This window comes from Pseudomonas sp. LBUM1658 (assembly GCF_059716055.1).
Window position 1 is genome coordinate 4,558,589 of record NZ_CP166798.1, and the last position, 18,222, is coordinate 4,576,810.

The following is an 18,222-nucleotide window of genomic DNA, read 5'->3' on the forward strand; positions in this document are numbered from 1 at the left end:
AAAATAAAAGACCCGACGCCTGAATCAAGCGCCGGGTTTCGGCCAATCAGATGGGCGTCAGGAAACCTTCCTGCAGATGCAGGACGCGATCCATCTGCCGGGCCAGGTTCATGTCGTGGGTCACCACCAGGAACGCGGTGCGCATCGAAGTGCTGAGTTCCAGCATCAGATCCTGAATGCCTTGAGCAGTGTGGGAATCGAGGTTGCCGGTCGGTTCATCGAGCATCACCAGTCCCGGGTTGTTGACCAGGGCCCGGGCAATCGCCACACGCTGGCGCTCGCCACCGGACAGCTCCGCCGGTTTGTGCTCCAGGCGATGACCCAACCCTACTCGCTCGAGCAATACCTGGGCCCGCTTGCGCGCTTCGGGAATCGCCGTGCGGCCGATCAACAGCGGCATGCAGACGTTTTCCAGGGCGGTGAATTCAGGCAGCAAGTGGTGGAACTGATAGACGAAACCCAGTGAACGGTTGCGCAGCAGGCCCCGGGCCTTTTCGTTGAGGGCCGAGAGCTCTTCACCAGCCAGCCAGACACTGCCCGAGGACGGCGTATCGAGGCCGCCCAACAGGTTGAGCAAGGTACTTTTGCCCGAACCGGAAGTGCCGACGATCGCCACCCGTTCACCCGGATGCAACTCCAGTTGCAGGCCGGACAACACCACCACCGACTCCGGACCTTCCTCGTAGGATTTGCCCAGGTCGCGGCAGCTCAAGATTGCTTTTTCACTCATGCCCAACTCACTCATAACGTAACGCCTCCGCGGGCTGGGTGCGCGCGGCACGCCAGGCTGGATACAGGGTGGCGAGGAAACTCAGGACCAACGCGGCGGCGCTTACCATCAACACGTCTTCGGCCATCAGCTGCGACGGCAGGTAGTCGATGAAATACACGTCGGCGTTAAGGAATTTGTGCCCGAGCAGGCTTTCCAGACCGGAGATCGCGGCGCTGACATTCAGCGCGGCGAACATCCCGACCACGGCGCCGATCAGCGTGCCGATCACTCCGATCACCGTGCCCTGGACCATGAAAATCGCCATGATCTGCCCCGGCGTAGAGCCTAAGGTGCGCAGAATCGCGATGTCACCCTTCTTGTCGTTCACCACCATCACCAGCGTGGAAATGATGTTGAAGGCGGCGACGGCAACGATCAGCAGCAACAGCAGGCCGATCATGGCTTTCTCCATGCGGATGGCCTGATACAGGTTGCCGTGGGTACGGGTCCAATCACGGGCGTAGAAGCGATCTTCGCCGAGCTGCTGGGCAATGTTCCACGCAGTGCGTGGCGCCTGGAACAGGTCGTCGAACTTCAAGCGCAGGCCCTGGACCTGATCCGGTTTCCAGCGATGCAACCTGGACAGATCCTGGAGATTGGTAATGCCCAGGTAACCGTCCAGCTCGCCGGCGCCGACGTGGAAGATGCCAACCACGGTAAAGCGTTTCATGCGCGGGAACATCCCGGCCGGGGTCACGGTGACTTCCGGGGCGACGAAGGTCAGCTTGTCGCCGATGGCCGCACCCAGTTTGGCCGCGGCCTTGTCGCCGATGACGATGCCGAAACTACCGGGGGCCAGGTCGTCGAGCTTGCCCTGCTGCATGAAGTTATCAATGATCGAGACCTGCCGCTCCTGCGCAGGGTCGATGCCATTGAGCAGCACTTTGGAAACCTTGCCATTGTTGGTCAGCAGCCCCTGCATCTGGGTGAACGGCGCAACCGCCAGCACCTGCGGGTTCTGTTTGACCTTGGCGGCCAGGCGTTGCCAGTCGTTGACCGGCTCACCGGACTCGATGGTCGCGTGGGGCACCATGCCCAGCACGCGGGTGCGCATCTCATGATCGAAGCCGTTCATTACCGACAGCACGACGATCATCACGACCACGCCGAGGGCGAGTCCGATCATCGAGGTCAGGGAAATGAATGACACAAAATGATTGCGACGCTTTGCACGGGTGTAGCGCGTGCCAATAAATACGAAGAGAGGTCTGAACATGTCGGGGCTTGTTCGGAGGGAAAAGGAACGTCCTTGTGGCGGGGGTCGGTAACCAGCTTTACACTCAGACCACCGCTACTACCATGGGTTCGCCATGTCGACATTAGATGAAGAAGATCGCCGCGAATACTACCGTATCGAGGACACGATCGCACTGGAAATTCGGCCCCTGTCTGCCCACGAAGCCACAGGCCAGGAAGTGTTGCAGGATGAGTCGACTTTATTCAATCTGCTCAGCGAACTGCACCTGAGCGAGTTCGAATCGCAGCACCTGCTCCGGCAGATCAGCGAACGCGATCGAACCATGGCCGCCTACCTGAAGGTGCTGAACAAGCGCATCGACCTGCTCGGCCAGGTGGTCGCCCAGACCGTGCTCGACAAGTTCGAGGAGCCGCAGCACGTGGTGCTGTCCGAAGGCGGTATCGAGTTCGAACATCACCTCGCCTACCCGCCCGACAGTCATCTGGCGATCAAGCTATTGCTGATGCCGCAGGCATTGGGCCTACTGTTGCGGGCCAAGGTCACGAACTGTGAACCGGAGGGCTTCGGCACGTTCAAAATCGGCACTGAGTTCGAGTCGCCGACCGACGCGCAGCGCCAGTTGCTGGCCCGCTATATCTTGCAGAAACAGGCGCAGGAGCGGCGCCTGGCCCGCGAACAAACCGATTTATCCGGCGATTAACTTTTTTAAGGAAGAACCGTGACCCTTATCTACGGCCACCGCGGCGCCAAAGGCGAAGCACCGGAAAACACCCTGGCCAGTTTTCAGCAGTGCCTCAAGCACGGGGTACGTCGCTGCGAGCTGGACCTGCATCTGTCCATGGACGGCGAGTTGATGGTAATCCACGACCCGACGCTCAAACGCACCACCGACCGCCGCGGCAAGGTGGTCGAGCAAATGGCCGCCGACCTGGTGACCTACGATGCGCGCAAGGGCGGCCCGGGCTGGATCAAGCCATGTCCGATTCCGCGCCTGGAGGAGTTGTTTGAGAAGTGTGATTTCGAGCACTGGCAGCTTGAAGTCAAGAGCCCTTCACGCACTCGCGCAGTAACCACGGTACTGGCAATTCGCGAAATGGCCCAACGCTTCGGCTTGCTGGACAAGGTCACCATCACCTCGAGCTCAAGGGAAGTGCTGAAGGCCGCGCTGGAACTGACCCCGGATCTGTCCCGCGGGCTGGTTGCCGAATACGCCTGGCTTGACCCGATCAAGGTCGCGCAAAGCTATGGCTGTGAGATTCTTGCCTTGAACTGGACGCTGTGCACCCCTGAGCGCCTGGAGAAGGCGCAGCGTCAGGGTTTGCATGTCTCGGTGTGGACAGTCAACGAACCCGCGCTGATGCGCAGGCTCGCCGACTTCGGCGTAGATAGCCTGATTACAGACTTTCCCGGTTTGGCCAGCGCCACTCTCGAGAATTGCTGAAATCGGTCTCCCCGGCCGGCTCAGGCCACCGGCCGGAGCCGCTCAAAAAAGCCGGTTGAGGCCGTCGTAAGCCGCTACCCGATAGGCTTCGGCCATGGTCGGGTAGTTGAACGTGGTGTTGACGAAGTACTTCAGGGTATTGAGCTCGCCCGGCTGGTTCATGATTGCCTGGCCAATGTGCACGATCTCGGACGCCTGGTAACCGAAGCAGTGCACGCCGAGGACTTCCAGAGTCTCGCGGTGGAACAGGATCTTCAGCATGCCCTGGGGCTCACCGGCGATCTGCGCTCGCGCCATGCCTTTGAAGAACGCCTTGCCGACTTCGTATGGCACCTTGGCCTGGGTCAGCTCTTGCTCGTTCTTGCCGATCGAGCTGATCTCCGGAATGGTGTAGATGCCGGTCGGCACATCGTTGACGAAGCGCCAGCTACCATTGTCGACGATACTGCCGGCTGCCGAACGCCCTTGGTCATGGGCAGCACTGGCCAGGCTCGGCCAGCCGATCACGTCACCGGCGCCGTAGATGTTCGGCACGCAGGTGCGATAGTTCTCGTCCACTTCGATCTGGCCACGGCTGTTGACCTTGACCCCGATGTTTTCCATGCCCAGCTTGTCGGTGTTGCCGGTACGCCCGTTGCACCAGAGCAAGGCATCGGCCTTGATCTTCTTGCCGGATTTGAGGTGCAGGATCACGCCGTTGTCGAGGCCTTCGACCCGGTCGTATTCCTCGTTGTGCCGCACCGTGATGTTGTTGTTGCTGAAGTGATAGCTCAGGGCCTGGGAGATCTCGGAGTCGAGGAAGCTCAGCAGCTGGCCGCGGTTATCCACCAGCTCAACCAATACCCCAAGACCACTGAAGATCGAGGCGTATTCACAACCGATCACGCCGGCGCCATAGACGATGAGTTTGCGCGGGGTGTGGCCCAGACTCAGGATGGTATCGCTATCGTAGATGCGCGGGTGGTTGAAATCGATGTCGGCCGGGCGATACGGGCGCGAACCGGTGGCGATAATGATGTGCTTGGCCACCAGCGTATCGACCATGCCATTGGCGCTGACCACTTCGACGGTCTGCTCGTCGGCGAAGCTGCCGGTGCCGAAAAACAGGTCAACCCGATTGCGCGCGTAATAACCGGTGCGCGAGGCAACCTGCTTGCCAATCACCTTTTCCGCACTCTTGAGTACGTCAGGAAAAGAGAACCAGCGCGGTTCGCCAATGGCCCGGAACATCGGGTTGGTGTTGAACTGCATGATCTGCCGGACCGAGTGACGCAAGGCCTTGGACGGGATGGTCCCCAGGTGGGTGCAGTTGCCGCCGACCTGGCGACGGCTATCGACCATCGCCACCTTGCGCCCTGCCTTGACGGCGTTCATCGCCGCACCTTCTCCAGCCGGGCCGGAACCCAGCACCACCACGTCGTAGTTGTAGACAGCCATGCATACTCCTCAGAACAGGCCGCGGCACCACTCAGGTACCCGCGGCTAAATCATGCCGGCCTGTGCGGCATGAAGGAACAATTTGGGGTCAGTAATAAAACCCGGACACAGTCTATAGAAGCGTCAACGCCGCGCACATTAACCCTTGGTCGCGTCGTAGGCTACTTTTGCCTGCACTACATCGCCAGCACTCGACGCGAACGCGCCGCAATCACTTGGTTTTATCCGCGCTCAGCCGTACAAAAGCCTGACTGCTTCGTGTGACGAAACCGCTATCGGTGCGCATCACAAAAAAAGCGCCGATATGGTGTTTTTCTGCATAATCCCAACCGCGTTCCGGCCCCAGAATCAGCAACAGCGTCGACAAGCCATCGGCCATCAACGCCGAAGGATGAATCACCGTCACTGACGCCAACGTATGCTCGACCGGCCTGCCGGTACGGGCGTCGAAGGTGTGGGAATAACGTCGCCCGTCCTGCTCGAAATATTTACGATAGTCGCCGGAAGTGGATACGCCGTGACCATCGACCACGATCACCCGCTCGACCACTTGCTGATCGTCCCGAGGCTCTTCCAGGGCGATCCGCCAGGGTGAGCCATCGGGCTTTTTACCGATAGCCTTGAGTTCTCCGGTGACTTCCACCAGATAGCTGTCGATGCCCAGTGCCGTCAGCTTCCCGGCGATCTGGTCCACCGCATAACCGGCGGCAATGCTATTGAAGTCGACGTTGACCGGCGCGTCTTTGCACAACCGATCACCCTCGATCCGTAAATGCTCATGCCCGACCCGCTGGCGGACTTCAGCCAGAGCTTCGGCACTCGGGACTTTCTCCTCGCGAGCCTGGGGCCCGAAGCCCCACAGGTTCAACAGCGGCTCTACGGTCAGATCGAAGGAGCCGTCGCTTGCGATCGACAGCTGCTCGCCGACCCGCACCAACTGCAGGATCGACTCAGGCATTGGCTGGCAACTGTTTGCCGGCAAATCGTTGAAACGCTCGATGTCCGAATCGCTGCGGTAGGTCGACATCTGCTGATCGACCTCGGAGAGGATGTGCTGGACTTGCTGCTGAACCTCGGCCGGTCCGGGGATCCCGGTGTACCGCACGTATTGGATTGAATAGGTACTGCCCATGGTCGGACCGCCGAAGCTTTCCAGCGAATCATCATTGCCACAGCCCGACAGTGCGCTGAGTACCAGAAATAGACTGAGAACCTGCATTGGCCACGTGCGCAAACCTGTCCCTCCAGAAATTGACTCGCCCTGCAAGCAGGGGCGGCCATTATGCGACAGATACTCGCCTAAAAGATCGCAGCCTGCGGCAGCTCCTACATGATTGGCGTACACCCTTTAATTCAGGGGTGTACGCGGTCGGCGTAGGAGCTGCCGCAGGCTGCGATCTTTTGATCTTGATCTTTTAATCTTGATCTTTTGATTGCCGCACAAACAAAAACGCCCCGACAAGTCGGGGCGTTTTCATGTGCGGCTAAGGCTTAGCGCGGGAACGCTGGCGGGTTTACCCCGGCCATGTCTTCCATCACGCGCACTACCTGGCAGCTGTAACCGAATTCGTTGTCGTACCAGACGTACAGGACAACGCGGTTATCGTTGCAGATGGTCGCTTCAGCATCCACCACACCGGCGTGGCGCGAACCAACGAAGTCGGTGGAAACCACTTCCTGCGAGTTGACGAAGTCGATTTGCTTATGCAGATCGGAGTGCAGCGCCATGTAGCGCAGGTACTCGTTCATCTCTTCGCGGGTGGTGGCTTTCTCAAGGTTGAGGTTGAGAATGGCCATCGACACGTTTGGCGTTGGAACGCGGATCGCGTTACCGGTCAACTTGCCAGCCAATTCAGGCAGCGCCTTGGCAGCGGCAGTGGCAGCACCGGTCTCGGTGATAACCATGTTCAGCGCGGCGCTACGACCACGGCGATCGCCTTTGTGGAAGTTGTCGATCAGGTTCTGGTCGTTGGTGTACGAGTGAACCGTTTCAACGTGACCGTTGATGATGCCGAACTTGTCGTTGACTGCCTTGAGCACCGGCACGATGGCGTTGGTGGTGCAGGAAGCCGCGGACACGATCTTGTCGTCAGCAGTGATTTCGCCGTGGTTGATACCGTGCACGATGTTCTTCAGCTTGCCTTTGCCAGGCGCGGTCAGAACGACGCGATCGATACCCGGGCAGGTCAGATGCTGGCCCAGGCCGTCGGCGTCACGCCATACACCGGTGTTGTCCACCAGCAGCGCGTTCTTGATGCCGTACTGGGTGTAATCCACTTCAGTAGGGTTCTTCGCGTAGATCACCTGGATCAGGTTACCGTTGGCGGTGATGGTGTTGTTGGCTTCATCGATAACGATGGTGCCATCGAACGGACCATGCACCGAGTCACGACGCAACAGGCTGGCACGCTTGACCAGGTCGTTGTCGGCGCCCTTGCGGACCACGATGGCACGCAGACGCAGGCCGTCGCCACCACCGGTTTTTTCGATCAGGATGCGCGCCAGCAGACGGCCGATACGACCGAAGCCGTACAGCACGACGTCAGTGCCGGTACGGCCGGAACCATTTTGCTGACCGACCACATCGGCCAGTTCTTCGCGGACGAACTGCTCGGCAGTACGGCCATTGCCTTCGGCCTTGAATTTGACCGCCAGCTTGCCCAAGTCTACCGAAGCAGAGCCGAGCTTGAGCTCGCTCATCGCTTTGAGCAGAGGGAACGTTTCGTGGACGGACAGTTCGCTGTCATCGGACTGGCGATGACGAGCAAAACGGTGAGCTTTGAGAATCGCTATGACTGAACGATTGATCAGGCTGCGGCCATAGATCGAGCTCACCACGTTGTTGTTGCGGTAGAGCTGACCGATAAGCGGAATCATCGCTTCTGCGAGTGCTTCACGGTCGATCCATTCACCAAGACACTGGTCGGGCTTCTGAGTCACGGGAACCTTCCACATATGTAGGGGCAGAAAAAAGGGGCTACATTATGCCGCCGACTGCTCTTCGGATCAATGCGCGGCTGTCGCGACACGCTTTTCGCCCTTTGTTTAGTAGTCAGCAACTGACAGCCGGTGCCTTCGCCAGCTACAATCGTCGACTTTGTCGCAACGCTTGGAGCTCAACCTTCCGTGCCCGTTCTGCGTCTACCGCTACTCCCTGCCGCCGCAGGCAAACAGCACTGGGGCAACCTGCCCGGTGCCGCCCTCAGCCTGGCGATTGCCGAGGCTGCCAGCGCTGCAAAGCGCTTCACCCTGCTCCTGACCGCCGACAGCCAAAGTGCCGAACGGCTGGAACAGGAGCTGAGTTTCTTCGCCCCTGATTTGCCGGTATTGCATTTCCCGGACTGGGAAACCCTGCCCTACGACCTGTTTTCGCCGCACCAGGACATCATTTCTCAGCGAATCGCCAGCCTTTATCGGTTGCCGGAACTCAGTCATGGCGTTTTGGTAGTGCCGATCACCACGGCCCTACATCGCCTGGCACCGACCAAATTCCTGCTGGGCAGCAGCCTGGTGCTGGACATCGGCCAGAAGCTCGATGTCGACCAGATGCGCACTCGGCTTGAAGCCAGCGGCTACCGCTGCGTCGATACGGTGTACGAGCACGGCGAGTTCGCGGTGCGCGGAGCGCTGATCGATTTGTTCCCGATGGGCAGCAAACTGCCCTACCGCATCGACCTGTTCGATGATGAAATCGAAACCCTGCGCACCTTCGACCCGGATAACCAACGCTCCATCGACAAGGTCACCTCGGTGCGACTGCTGCCGGCGCGGGAATTTCCGCTGCAAAAGGATGCCGTCACCCGTTTCAAGGCGCGCTTTCGCGAGCGTTTCGATGTTGATTTCCGCCGCTGCCCGATCTTCCAGGACCTGAGCAGCGGGATCACTCCGGCCGGTATCGAGTACTACCTGCCACTGTTCTTCGACGAAACCTCGACCCTGTTCGATTACTTGCCCCAGGACACCCAGGTGTTTTCCCTGCCGGGCATCGAACAGGCCGCCGAGAACTTCTGGAACGATGTGCGCAACCGCTATGAAGAACGCCGCGTCGATCCATCGCGTCCATTGTTGCCGCCGGCCGAACTGTTCCTCCCGGTGGAAGACTGCTTTGCCCGCCTGAAAAACTGGCCGCGGGTAGTCGCCAGCCAGCAGGACGTCGAAACCGGCGTCGGTCGCGAACGCTTCCCGGCCCAGCCATTGCCCAATCTGGCGATCGAAGCCAAGGCCAATGAGCCACTGGCGGCACTCGCAGGTTTCCTCGACGAGTTTCCCGGCCGCGTGCTGTTTACCGCGGAATCCGCCGGGCGCCGCGAAGTGCTGTTGGAACTGCTCGAACGTCTGAAGCTGCGGCCGAAAACCGTCGATAGCTGGCCGGATTTCGTGGCCAGCAAACATCGTCTGGCAATCACCATTGCCCCGCTGGACGAAGGCTTGGTGCTGGATGACCCGTCACTGGCACTGATTGCCGAAAGCCCGCTGTTCGGTCAGCGGGTGATGCAGCGCCGGCGTCGGGAAAAACGCGCCGACGCCAATAACGATGCAGTGATCAAGAACCTCACCGAACTGCGGGAAGGCGCGCCGGTGGTGCACATCGATCACGGGGTCGGCCGCTACCTGGGCCTGGCCACCCTGGAAATCGACAATCAGGCCGCCGAGTTCCTCACCCTCGCCTACGCCGAGGGCGCCAAACTCTACGTGCCGGTGGCCAACCTGCATTTGATCGCCCGTTACACCGGTACCGACGATGCCCTGGCCCCGCTGCATCGCCTGGGTTCGGAAACCTGGCAGAAAGCCAAACGCAAAGCCGCCGAACAGGTACGCGACGTGGCCGCCGAATTGCTCGACATCTATGCCCGACGCGCGGCTCGCGAAGGTTATGCCTTCGAAGACCCGAAAGCCGATTATGCGACCTTCAGCGCCGGCTTCCCGTTCGAAGAAACCCCGGACCAGCAAACCACCATCGACGCGGTGCGCGCCGATATGCTCGCGCCCAAGCCGATGGACCGCCTGGTCTGCGGCGACGTCGGCTTTGGCAAGACCGAGGTGGCGATGCGCGCGGCCTTCATTGCCGTGCACGGCGGTCGTCAGGTGGCCATCCTGGTGCCGACCACCCTGCTCGCCCAGCAGCATTACAACAGCTTCCGCGATCGCTTCGCCGACTGGCCGGTATCCGTGGAAGTGATGAGCCGCTTCAAGTCGACCAAGGAAATCAACGCCGCGGTCGCCGAACTGGCCGAGGGCAAGATCGATATCGTTATCGGCACCCACAAGTTGCTGCAAGACGATGTGAAGATCAAAAACCTCGGGCTGGTGATCATCGACGAAGAACACCGCTTCGGCGTCCGTCAGAAAGAACAGCTCAAGGCCTTGCGCAGTGAAGTCGACATTCTGACCCTGACCGCCACGCCGATTCCGCGCACGCTGAACATGGCGGTCTCGGGCATGCGTGATCTGTCGATCATCGCCACGCCGCCGGCCCGTCGGCTGTCGGTGCGGACCTTCGTCATGGAACAGAACAAGAGCACGGTCAAAGAGGCCTTGCTCCGCGAGCTGTTGCGCGGCGGCCAGGTCTATTACCTGCACAACGACGTCAAGACCATCGAGAAATGCGCCGCCGACCTTGCCGAGCTGGTGCCGGAAGCACGGATCGCCATCGGCCACGGGCAGATGCGCGAGCGTGAACTCGAACAAGTGATGAGCGACTTCTATCATAAGCGCTTCAACGTGCTGATCGCCTCGACCATCATCGAGACCGGGATCGACGTGCCGAGCGCCAACACCATCATCATCGAGCGCGCCGACAAGTTCGGCCTGGCGCAATTGCACCAGCTGCGCGGCCGGGTCGGTCGCAGTCACCACCAGGCCTACGCCTACCTGCTGACTCCGCCGCGCCAGCAAATCACCCCGGACGCGGAAAAGCGCCTGGAAGCTATCGCCAACACCCAGGACCTCGGCGCGGGCTTCGTGCTTGCCACCAACGACCTGGAGATCCGCGGTGCCGGTGAATTGCTTGGTGACGGTCAAAGCGGGCAGATTCAGGCGGTTGGCTTTACCCTGTACATGGAGATGCTCGAACGCGCGGTGAAAGCCATTCGCAAGGGCGAACAGCCGAACCTCGATCAACCGCTGGGCGGCGGTCCGGAGATCAACCTGCGATTGCCGGCACTGATTCCCGAAGACTATTTGCCAGATGTGCACGCACGGCTGATCCTCTACAAACGAATCGCTTCGGCTACCGATGAGGAAGGCTTGAAAGACCTGCAGGTGGAGATGATCGACCGCTTCGGCCTGTTGCCGGAGCCGACCAAGAATCTGGTGCGCCTGACCCTGCTGAAACTGCAGGCCGAACAGCTCGGCATCAAGAAAGTCGACGGCGGCCCGCAAGGCGGTCGCATCGAGTTCGAGGCGCAAACCCCGGTCGACCCACTGGTGCTGATCAAGCTGATCCAGGGCCAGCCCAACCGCTACAAGTTCGAAGGCGCCACGATGTTCAAATTCATGGTGCCAATGGAGCGCCCGGAAGAGCGCTTCAATACACTGGAGGCGCTGTTTGAACGCCTCATTCCGAAAACTGCTTGAAGGACGCCGTATGCGCCTGTTTCGCTCTCTGACCTTGCTACTGACACTGGTCGCACCTACGGCGTTTGCCGACAGCCTGTATCAGGTTGAAATGATTCTGGTCCGCCAGAACGCTGTGCCGGCCATCGTCAACGAAAAAATTGTCGCACCGGAAGACTGGGCCGCCGGCGCCCAGCGCATCCCGGCGCAGGACGAACGCACACCCAGTCTGAATGACGAAGTCGCCAAGCTCGCCGAAAGCAGCAACTACACGGTACTGATGCACAAAGCCTGGCAACAGAACCTGGGCGAAGAGCCGAGCAAAGTCGCGGTCAGCGACGGCCAGGAAACGTTCGGCCAGTTTCCGATCGAGGGCACCCTCAATCTGAAACTGGGACGCTTTACCGACGTCGATGCGGAGTTCTGGGTCAATCAGATCGACAGCAATGGCCTGGTCACTGCCAGCGAGCGCATGAGCCAGACCAGCCATACCAAGAACGGCCAGCTGAACTTCCTCGATAACGGCCACCTCGGCCTGCTGATCAAGATCACCTCGCTGACAGCCCCTGCGCCTGTGCCAGTCCCCGAAGAAATACCGGACTGATTGAAGTCCCCATGCCCCCGACCCTCACCAAACCTCTGGGCCCCTCCTGGGTCAGTCGATTCAAGGAACAAAGCCTGGAGCGTGGCCGCCGCTACGCCCTGGAAAACCGCGTCAGAATCGTCCAGGCCGGTGACAGTACGATCACCGCCAGCTGCGAAGGCTCGGGGGGCAATGTTTACCGTCAGACCATTCGCTTGCGCGAGTCGGCCAAAGGCACCTTGCTGATGGTCGATGCCACCTGTTCCTGCCCGGTCCGCACTAACTGCAAACACTGCGCAGCGGTATTGCTGCAGGTACAGGAAACCCTGGCCTACCCGGCCGCCGCGAAAGACGCCGAACTGCTGGAAAAACTCCAGGCCGTGCTGGAAAACCGTAGCCCGGCCGTGTTACCGCAGGTGGTGGTGGATAACGTGCAACCGGTTCCGCGCCTGTGGCTGGCGAGCATCGAGTTCAGCGCCTTCGAACCGCGCAACGGCAAAATGCAGCGCTACATCCAGCATCGCGCGGCCCTGTCTTTCAGCTACCTGGATGAATACGTCAGCGGGCAGAAGAATGCCGACATCCTGATTCGTCAGGAAAAGCAGACCCTGCGGATCAAACGCCAGCCCGAAGTCGAAAACACCTACCGCGAACAGCTGCGAATACTCGGTTTCAAGATCGCCACCCGCCAAAGCAAGGCACTGCCGGAAAGCGCCGGCGACCTGTTCGAGATGGTCAACGACAGCGCCTGGCTGACCTTCACCCTCAATGAGCTGCCCAAGCTGCGCGAGCAAGGCTGGGAGCTGCAGATCGATGAAGACTTCGGCTTCGACCTGACAGCCGTGGATGACTGGTACGCCACTGTCGAAGAAGCACCCGAGCGCGACTGGTTCGACCTAGAACTGGGGATTATCGTCAATGGCGAACGGTTGAGCCTGCTGCCGATCCTGCTCAACCTGATGCGCTCGCACACCGAACTGCTCAACCCGGAACGCCTCGCCAGGCGCCGTGATGAGGAGCTGATTCTGGTGAACATCCCCAACCGCCCAGGCTCCGATCACGGCCCGTTGCAGGTTGCCTTGCCGTTCGGCCGCTTGAAGCCGGTGCTGGCGACCCTCGGCGAGTTCTATCTGCAGGAACCCGACACCAACACCCTGCGCTTGAGCAAGGCCGATGCGACGCGCCTCAACCCGCTGGAAGGTTTGCCGCTGCTCTGGGAAGGTGGCGAGCACATCCGCACCTTCGCCCAGCGCCTGCGGGATATCAAAGACTTCACAACCACCGCCCCCGAAGGGCTGAACGCGACGCTGCGGCCTTATCAGCTGGAAGGCTTGAGCTGGATGCAGTCGCTGCGGCAACTGGAAGTCGGCGGCATCCTCGCCGACGATATGGGCCTGGGCAAGACCCTGCAAACCCTCGCCCATGTGTTGAGCGAGAAGAACGCCGGGCGCCTGGACCGGCCGTGCATGGTGGTGATGCCCACCAGCCTGATTCCCAACTGGCTGGATGAGGCGGCGCACTTCACGCCGCAACTCAAGGTGCTGGCACTGTACGGTGCGGGGCGCAAAAAATATTTCGCCGAGTTGACCGATTACGACCTGATCCTGACCACCTATGCACTGCTGCCCAAGGATGTCGAGCGCCTCGCCGCCCTGCCCCTGCACGTGCTGGTCCTCGACGAAGCGCAATACATCAAGAACCCCAACAGCAAGGCAGCCCATGCCGCGCGAGAGCTCAATGCCCGGCAACGCCTGTGCTTGAGTGGTACGCCACTGGAAAACCATCTGGGCGAACTCTGGTCGCTGTTTCACTTCCTGTTGCCCGGCTGGCTGGGTGACGTGAAAAGCTTCAATCGCGACTACCGCGTGCCGATCGAAAAGCGCGCCAGCGAAGTACGCCTGCAGCACCTCAATGGCCGGATCAAACCCTTTCTGCTGCGCCGGACCAAAGAACAGGTCGCCACCGAACTGCCGCCGAAAACCGAGATCATCCACTGGGTCGAACTCAACGAAGCGCAGCGTGACGTCTATGAAACCATGCGCCTGGCTATGGACAAGAAAGTCCGCGACGAGATTACCCGCAAGGGCGTGGCCCGCAGCCAGATCATCATTCTCGAAGCGCTGCTCAAACTGCGTCAGGTCTGTTGTGATCTGCGCCTGGTCAACGATGCGCCCCCGGCCCGTGGCAGTTCCTCCGGCAAACTCGACAGCCTGATGGAAATGCTCGAGGAGCTGTTTGAAGAGGGCCGGCGGATTCTGCTGTTCTCACAGTTCACCTCGATGCTCGCGCTGATCGAAGTTGAACTGAAACGCCGTGGCGTCGCTTATGCACTGCTGACCGGACAAACCCGCGATCGCCGGACCCCGGTGAAAGAGTTCCAGAGCGGCAAGCTGCAGATCTTCCTGATCAGCCTCAAAGCCGGCGGCGTGGGCTTGAACCTGACCGAGGCCGACACGGTCATCCACTACGATCCGTGGTGGAACCCGGCCACCGAAAACCAGGCCACCGACCGCGCCTATCGCATCGGCCAGGAGAAGCCGGTATTCGTCTACAAGATGATCGCCCGCGGCACCGTCGAAGAGAAAATCCAGCACCTGCAGAAGGAAAAATCCGACCTGGCGGCAGGCGTACTGGACGGACGCAAAACCGGCGACTGGAAGCTGCAGAGCGAGGACATCGAAGCGTTGTTTGCGCCGCTGCCTAATAAGCTGGAAAAGCGCTGAAATAGCGGTGTCTGATCCATCGCTATCGCGAGCAAGCTCGCTCCCACATTAGGTATATGGCGCACACATAATTTGTGTTCGACTCCGATCCAATGTGGGAGCGAGCTTGCTCGCGATGGGCGCGCCTGGTGCACCTGATGCTCAGCCCTACAATGGCGCGAACAAGGCTTCAATATCACTCTGTTCAAGTTTCCAGCCACCGCTCATACCGCCTTCCAGCACCCCGGCGGCCAGGGCGGCTTTTTCTTGTTGCAGCGCCTGTATTTTCTCTTCGACGGTGCCGCGGGCGATGAGTTTGTAGACGAACACCGGCTTATCCTGACCGATCCTGTAGGCCCGATCAGTCGCCTGGTTTTCCACTGCAGGGTTCCACCACGGGTCGTAATGAATCACCGTATCGGCAGCAGTCAGATTGAGGCCGGTTCCGCCCGCCTTGAGGCTGATCAGGAATAGCGCAGTCTTGCCACTCTGGAAGTCTTTGACCGGTGTCCGCCGATCCTGGGTTTCACCGGTCAAGATCGAGTAGCCGAGATTGCGCTGCTGCAACTCCTCTTCAATCAGCGCAAGCATTGAGGTGAATTGCGAGAACAGCAGGACTCGTCGGCCTTCGCTGAGCAGTTCCTCAAGCATTTCCATCAGGCTACCCAGCTTGCCGCTGCCTGGACGTGCGGCCTTGGCCGTTGAGGCAGTCTTCACCAGGCGCAAATCGCAGCAGACCTGGCGCAACTTGAGCAACGCCTCAAGGATGATGATCTGACTACGCCCAACGCCATTGCGGGTAATTTCGTCACGGACCTTCTTGTCCATGGCGACGCGCACGGTTTCGTAGACATCCCGTTGCGTGTCGCTCAGTTCGACCCAGTGCACGATTTCGGTCTTGGGCGGCAGTTCCGTGGCAACCTGGTCTTTTTTGCGGCGCAGCAGGAACGGTTTTATCCGCGAGGTCAGGTGCTGCATGCGCTCGCGATTACCGTGTTTCTCAATGGGCGTGCGGTAATCGCGATTGAAGGTCTTGCTGTCACCGAGCCAGCCCGGCAGCAGGAAATGGAACAACGACCAGAGTTCACCCAGGTGATTTTCCAAAGGCGTCCCGGATAGACACAGCCGTTGCCTGGCGTCCAACTGTCGCGCCGCCTGAGCCGCTTTGCTCAGCGGGTTCTTGATATTCTGAGCTTCGTCCAGAATCAACAGGCTCCAGGCTTGAGGCTGTAATACCTCCAGGTCTCGCGGGAGTAGCGCATAAGTGGTCAAAATCAGGTCGTACTGCGCCAGGCCGGTAAAGTCTTTCTGACGGTTGGCCCCGTGAAGCACCAGCACCTTGAGCTGTGGCGTAAAACGCGCCGCTTCGTCGAGCCAATTGGGTATGAGGCTGGTGGGCATGACCGCGAGAGCCGGGCTCGCGAGACGACCGGCCTGTTTCTCGCAGAGCAGGTGGGCCAGCGCTTGCAGGGTTTTACCCAGCCCCATGTCGTCGCCGAGGATCCCGCCGACTTCCAGCTCGCGCAGGGTCTGCATCCAGTTCAGGCCTTCGAGCTGATACTCCCGTAGCGTCGCATCAAGCCCCACCGGTGCCGGGACCTGGATGTGAGTCGACTCACGCAGGCGTTTGGCGAAAGCCCGCAAACGCTCGCCGCCCTGCCAGACCATCGGCAAACCTTCCAGCTCACTCAGCCGCGCTGCGTCGGGCGCACTCAAACGCAACGAAGTGCCGTTGTGCTCACCCAGATACAACTCGCCCAGGGTGGCCATCAATGGCTTGATCCGGCCATAAGGTAGCGCGACCTTTGCCCCGGACCTGCCGGCGGATTGCCCGCCATGGAGATCGGTCAGCAGGTAGTCGTCGTCCGCGCGCTGCGCAAGGTAATCCGGATTCAATAGCTGCGGGCTGCTGCGCAACAGGTGCAGAATGATCGGCAACAAACTATGACGCTCGCCATTGACCACGATACCCAGCTCGAGATCGAACCATTCACGCCCGGACGACTCTTCAACGTCGGCGTACCAATCCTCCACGGGGCGCAGATCAAACTGAAAACCCTTGGCGATCTCGATGTGCCAATTGGCCGCGCGCAAGGCCGGTATGCCGGTATGAACGAAATCGAACCAGGCCTGATCATCCGCGAAGCCAAACATCTCGCCAGCGCTATCGGGCAACGCCTGGCTTTTGCCCGTGGATTTTTTCAAGCCGGTTTTCTGCAAGACTTGAAGCAACACTTTTTCGGCAGCGGGCTTGCGCTGAATGCGCAGGGTTTCAGTGCCGGACAGCACCATGAGCGCTTTGGATTTTTTGTCCGTCACCAAGTGTCCGTCATAGCTGAACGTCAACGCCGCACGGTGTTCGAATTGCTGCTGCATACGCCGCGTTTCATGTACATAGCCAGTAAAACCGTGGCTGCCCAGGGTCAGATACGCCTGCGGCTCGAGGTCATCGATCAGGCGTTCGGTCAGCGCTTGCGGAGCGGGAGCCGCCTTGTTCAAAGCACTCAGGCGGTGGCTGAACTGCAGCACCTGACGGGCGGGAATTTCCGGTGCAAGGGATAAATGACTGGCTAATTTATTGTCCAGCAGGTGCAGTACAACCCCTAGCTCACCTCGGGTCCGATCCAGATAATGCAAAGGCTCCAGGGGCAATACCGCCTCCAGCGCCTGCCCGGCACTGAGCCATTGCGGACGATAATTGCCGTTGGGTTGTTCAGCCCAGATAAAGTCGGCTGGCCGTTGCGCGCCAGCCGACAATGGCTGCGCCTGTTCAAAATCGAGGAACAGCCGTGAAGTCTGCAGTGCCAGCTCGAGAATTTCCGCCCCGCCGCGCCCTTGCAAGGGATAACCACTGAGGAAGGAGTGGGAGCGACCCGCCACCATCAGCCTGGCGATTCGCAGATCCTGCTCGGACAGGTAACCCGGCTCGCGAGCCAGCGTATCCGCCATTGAGTACAACGGTTTTATGTCCCGCAGCGCGCCGTCCTTGAGCTGACGCGCCCTGTACACCTCCAGCACCCACTGGCCAAGGCTGCGGCTCACCTCGAGCTTGTACACCAGTCGGGTACCAGTGCCTTTGGCCGGATCGCCTTGCACGCGATCTTGATCGGCAATCTGCTGGAGCCATTGCTCAAGCTCACGATTGAGTCGGACCTCGGCAGAGGCGCTCGGCGCTTGAACAGAGGTCTCTTGCAGGTGAAACATGGCCGCCGCGCAATGCTTGCAATCGACCACGACCGGGCACGAACAGTAACATTCGAGCAGGTATTCACCCACCGGATCGCCATTGAATTGAATGTGCTGCTCGTAGACATTCCCGGCCGAACCTCGGCAGGCTGCGATAACGGCATCCTCGTCGGCACTGATTATCTCTACTCGCCGCTCCTGGGCATATTTGCGGCCCCGGTCGAGGGTGGGCTGGCTGAATTCTTCAGTCCAGGGAAGCTCGAAAATGTGCTGGAGATAGGTTGACATAGACTCAGCGCTTATCAGGAATCAATTAAATCGGTAGTTGCGGAACATGTTGGCAGCCCC

The 18,222-nt window shown here is 60.0% G+C and carries 11 protein-coding genes; 5 read left to right on the forward strand and 6 right to left on the reverse strand.

Annotated features, from left to right (window positions below; all coding sequences use genetic code 11):
• Positions 1–46: 46 nt before the first annotated feature.
• Together lolD and ACA064_RS21110 are read right to left on the reverse strand one after the other, a co-directional pair.
• Positions 47–730: a lipoprotein-releasing ABC transporter ATP-binding protein LolD gene (gene lolD, locus ACA064_RS21105; protein ID WP_497669858.1), complete on the reverse strand. Its 684-nt coding sequence runs from the start codon at positions 728–730 to the stop codon at positions 47–49.
• A gap of 7 nt (positions 731–737) precedes the next feature.
• Positions 738–1,988, reverse strand: a complete 1,251-nt coding sequence (locus ACA064_RS21110) for a lipoprotein-releasing ABC transporter permease subunit (protein ID WP_497669859.1) — start codon at positions 1,986–1,988, stop codon at positions 738–740.
• A 94-nt stretch (positions 1,989–2,082) separates the two neighbouring features.
• Here ACA064_RS21110 and ACA064_RS21115 point away from each other — a divergent pair, with 94 nt between their 5' ends.
• Together ACA064_RS21115 and ACA064_RS21120 are read left to right on the forward strand one after the other, a co-directional pair.
• Positions 2,083–2,670, forward strand: a complete 588-nt coding sequence (locus ACA064_RS21115) for a PilZ domain-containing protein (protein WP_497669860.1) — start codon at positions 2,083–2,085, stop codon at positions 2,668–2,670.
• Positions 2,671–2,688: 18 nt separating this feature from the next.
• Entirely contained in the window at positions 2,689–3,411 is a 723-nt protein-coding gene (locus ACA064_RS21120; RefSeq protein WP_497669861.1) for a glycerophosphodiester phosphodiesterase, read from the forward strand.
• Positions 3,412–3,453: 42 nt separating this feature from the next.
• On the opposite strand, the gene sthA is transcribed toward ACA064_RS21120, so the two are convergent.
• From sthA to ACA064_RS21135, 3 genes are all read right to left on the reverse strand, one after another.
• Positions 3,454–4,848, reverse strand: a complete 1,395-nt coding sequence (gene sthA / locus ACA064_RS21125; RefSeq protein WP_497669862.1) for a Si-specific NAD(P)(+) transhydrogenase — start codon at positions 4,846–4,848, stop codon at positions 3,454–3,456.
• A gap of 211 nt (positions 4,849–5,059) precedes the next feature.
• Complete coding sequence (locus ACA064_RS21130) at positions 5,060–6,067, reverse strand: FAD:protein FMN transferase (RefSeq protein WP_497674298.1); 1,008 nt, start codon at positions 6,065–6,067, stop codon at positions 5,060–5,062.
• Positions 6,068–6,339: 272 nt separating this feature from the next.
• Complete coding sequence (locus tag ACA064_RS21135; protein ID WP_497669863.1) at positions 6,340–7,803, reverse strand: glyceraldehyde-3-phosphate dehydrogenase; 1,464 nt, start codon at positions 7,801–7,803, stop codon at positions 6,340–6,342.
• Between the two features lie 171 nt (positions 7,804–7,974).
• Between ACA064_RS21135 and mfd the strand changes: the two genes are divergently transcribed.
• Genes mfd through ACA064_RS21150 form a run of 3 tightly spaced genes read left to right on the forward strand, consistent with a single transcriptional unit; the run spans position 7,975 to position 14,709 of the window.
• On the forward strand, positions 7,975–11,424 hold the full coding sequence (gene mfd, locus ACA064_RS21140; protein WP_497669864.1) for a transcription-repair coupling factor: 3,450 nt from the start codon (positions 7,975–7,977) through the stop codon (positions 11,422–11,424).
• A gap of 10 nt (positions 11,425–11,434) precedes the next feature.
• The gene (locus ACA064_RS21145) at positions 11,435–12,007 is read left to right on the forward strand and encodes a CsiV family protein (protein ID WP_497669865.1); all 573 of its coding nucleotides are present in this window, start codon (positions 11,435–11,437) and stop codon (positions 12,005–12,007) included.
• A gap of 11 nt (positions 12,008–12,018) precedes the next feature.
• Positions 12,019–14,709 (forward strand): SNF2-related protein, encoded by a 2,691-nt coding sequence (locus ACA064_RS21150; RefSeq protein ID WP_497669866.1) that lies wholly within the window; start codon positions 12,019–12,021, stop codon positions 14,707–14,709.
• A 147-nt stretch (positions 14,710–14,856) separates the two neighbouring features.
• Here ACA064_RS21150 and ACA064_RS21155 read toward each other — a convergent pair whose 3' ends face one another.
• Positions 14,857–18,162 (reverse strand): DEAD/DEAH box helicase, encoded by a 3,306-nt coding sequence (locus ACA064_RS21155; RefSeq protein WP_497669867.1) that lies wholly within the window; start codon positions 18,160–18,162, stop codon positions 14,857–14,859.
• Positions 18,163–18,222 lie beyond the last annotated feature (60 nt).